This window comes from Noviherbaspirillum denitrificans (genome assembly GCF_002211445.1).
GTDB classification, from domain to species: Bacteria; Pseudomonadota; Gammaproteobacteria; order Burkholderiales; family Burkholderiaceae_D; genus Noviherbaspirillum; species Noviherbaspirillum denitrificans.
Window position 1 is genome coordinate 667,829 of sequence record NZ_LSTO01000001.1, and the last position, 2,135, is coordinate 669,963.

Consider the following 2,135-nt stretch of genomic DNA (forward strand, 5'->3'; position numbering starts at 1 on the left):
TGCTGAAATCCTTCACCTTCGGATTTTTGCCGAGCATCAGCATCCCGATCCTCGACCCGAGCGTGAAGGCCCGCGTGAAGACGAGCGAGGCGCAGACCAAGGTGGCGGAAGAGGAATACCGCAAGACCGTGGTCACGGCCTTCGAGGAGGTCGAGAACGCGCTGGTCAACCTTGACGCGCACAAGAAGCAGCGCGTGGAGCTGCAGCAGCAGGTGGAAAACCTGCGCTCCGTCTCCACGCAGGTAGAGGCGCAGCTGAAGGAAGGCGTGGTGTCGCAGCTTGAAGTGTTCGAAACCGAGCGTTCGCTGCTGCAGGCCGAGCTTGCGCTGCTGGCCAACCACCAGCAGATCCTGTCCGATACGGTCACGCTCTACAAGGCGCTCGGCGGGGGCTGGCCGGCGGTCGCGGTGGGGAACGCCAGCCAATGAACGTCAGACGCAGCATGGCGCACGACAATGCCGCGACCGTGCGGATGCAGACGGTCGACATGGAGTACGACATCGTACTCAAGCCGGTGTCGCATCCAGAAGCGGGTGAAATCCGCATCGACGAAAACCTGTTTGCGATCGGCAGGACGGAGCCGCCGTTTTCCGACTACCCGCCGAATATCGTCGCCGACCTGTCGCGCCGCCATGCGCGCATCTTTTCCGAGAACGGCGCGGTCTACATCGCCGACCTTGACAGCAAGAACGGCACCAAGGTCAATGGCGTCGATGTCCAGCAAAAGATCACCAAGCTGAACGACGGTGACGAGATCAGTTTCGGCGGTCGGCTCACCTACAAGGTGCGGCTCGGCAAGCCGAAGGAACGCACGATCATGTCGGCGCGGCTGGTCGCGGTCGTGCTCAATCCCGAACGCGAGGACCTGGGGCTGCAGCCGATCGTCATCAGCAGTTTTCCCTTCCTGATCAGCAAGGCCGACGATGCATTTGCCCGTTACAAGGATGAGTTCCCGCACCAGGTGAACTACCTCTCGCGGCGGCATGCGCACATTTTCCTCAAGGGCGGGCAGGCGTTTGTCGAAGACCTCGGCAGCACCAATGGCACCTTTGTCGGTGGCAAGCGGCTGGACGAGCATGCGGCGCCGCTGAACGACGGCGATACGCTGGCCTTCGGCGGCCATCATTTCGTCTACAAGGCCAGCCTGCACAAGGAAGAACTCGAGACCGACCCGACCGTCACCAGGCTGAGCACCATGGTGCAGAGCGTGATGCCGACCACCGGCAATCCGGACAAGACGACCTTTGTCGCCGCGCCCGATTCCTTCCTCGATATCTTCTGCGTGGATCCCGGACCGCGGCAGGAGGATGAAGTCAATGACGAGCAGGCGAAGCCGCAGGAAGAAGGCGAAGACGATTCGGTGCGCCGCAAGCCGCGCGGCAAGGCAGCCATCTTCATTTCCGAGCTGGCCGGCGCGTTTGCCGGCGGTGAACAGGCGCTGTCGAAGCGGGCGCTGCGCATCGCCGCCGCGGGCTTCGGCATCCTCGTCGCGGCCGTGCTCGTGATGCGGCTGTCCGGCGCACCGGAACGCGAGATGAAGGACCTGATTGCAGATGGAAAATTCGCACAGGCATCCGAGCTGGCAACACGGCATCTCGCCCGCAACCCCGGCAACGCGGAACTCAAGGCTCTCGGCACCGAAGCCCTGCTCAAGGCGCAGCTGCCGGAATGGGTGGCGGCGATGAAGGCACGTAATTTCGACAAGGCGGCGTCGGTGCTGGCCGGGATGAAGGAAGCAGCACGCCACAACGACCATGCGAATCCGCTGCTGGCCGAGCTGGAATGGCTGGGCGGGATGGAGCGCTTCGTGATGGGGCGTGGCGGACCTGACGCGCCGATCCGTATCTATGGCGATGAAGACCGCTTGCGCACGCTGCTGCGGCAATGGGACGACGGTACGCAGAAGCACCAGCGTGCCTATGCGACGATTTCCGGCATCGTGCCCGCATTCGATGAGGTGTATGCGGAAGCGCTCAGCCATCTGCGCAAATTGCAGAGTGACGAGGCGGTGTACCTAGCGGCGATCGAACGACTGAAAACGTCGATAGCGGACGAACTGAAGCGTGACACGCCCGCCGCGCTGGAACCGCTGCTGAAGGAATATGCGGAAAAATACCCGCGCATCGGCGGGGTGG

The 2,135-nt window shown here is 62.9% G+C and carries 2 protein-coding genes; both read left to right on the forward strand.

What is annotated here, in order from left to right; genetic code table 11:
* Positions 1-428: TolC family protein (locus AYR66_RS28180; RefSeq protein WP_141104147.1), on the forward strand; the 428-nt coding region annotated here is incomplete at its 5' end.
* Positions 425-2,135 (forward strand): FHA domain-containing protein (locus AYR66_RS03415; RefSeq protein ID WP_206047040.1); only part of this gene is annotated, 1,711 nt, incomplete at its 3' end. The genes AYR66_RS28180 and AYR66_RS03415, both read left to right, overlap by 4 nt.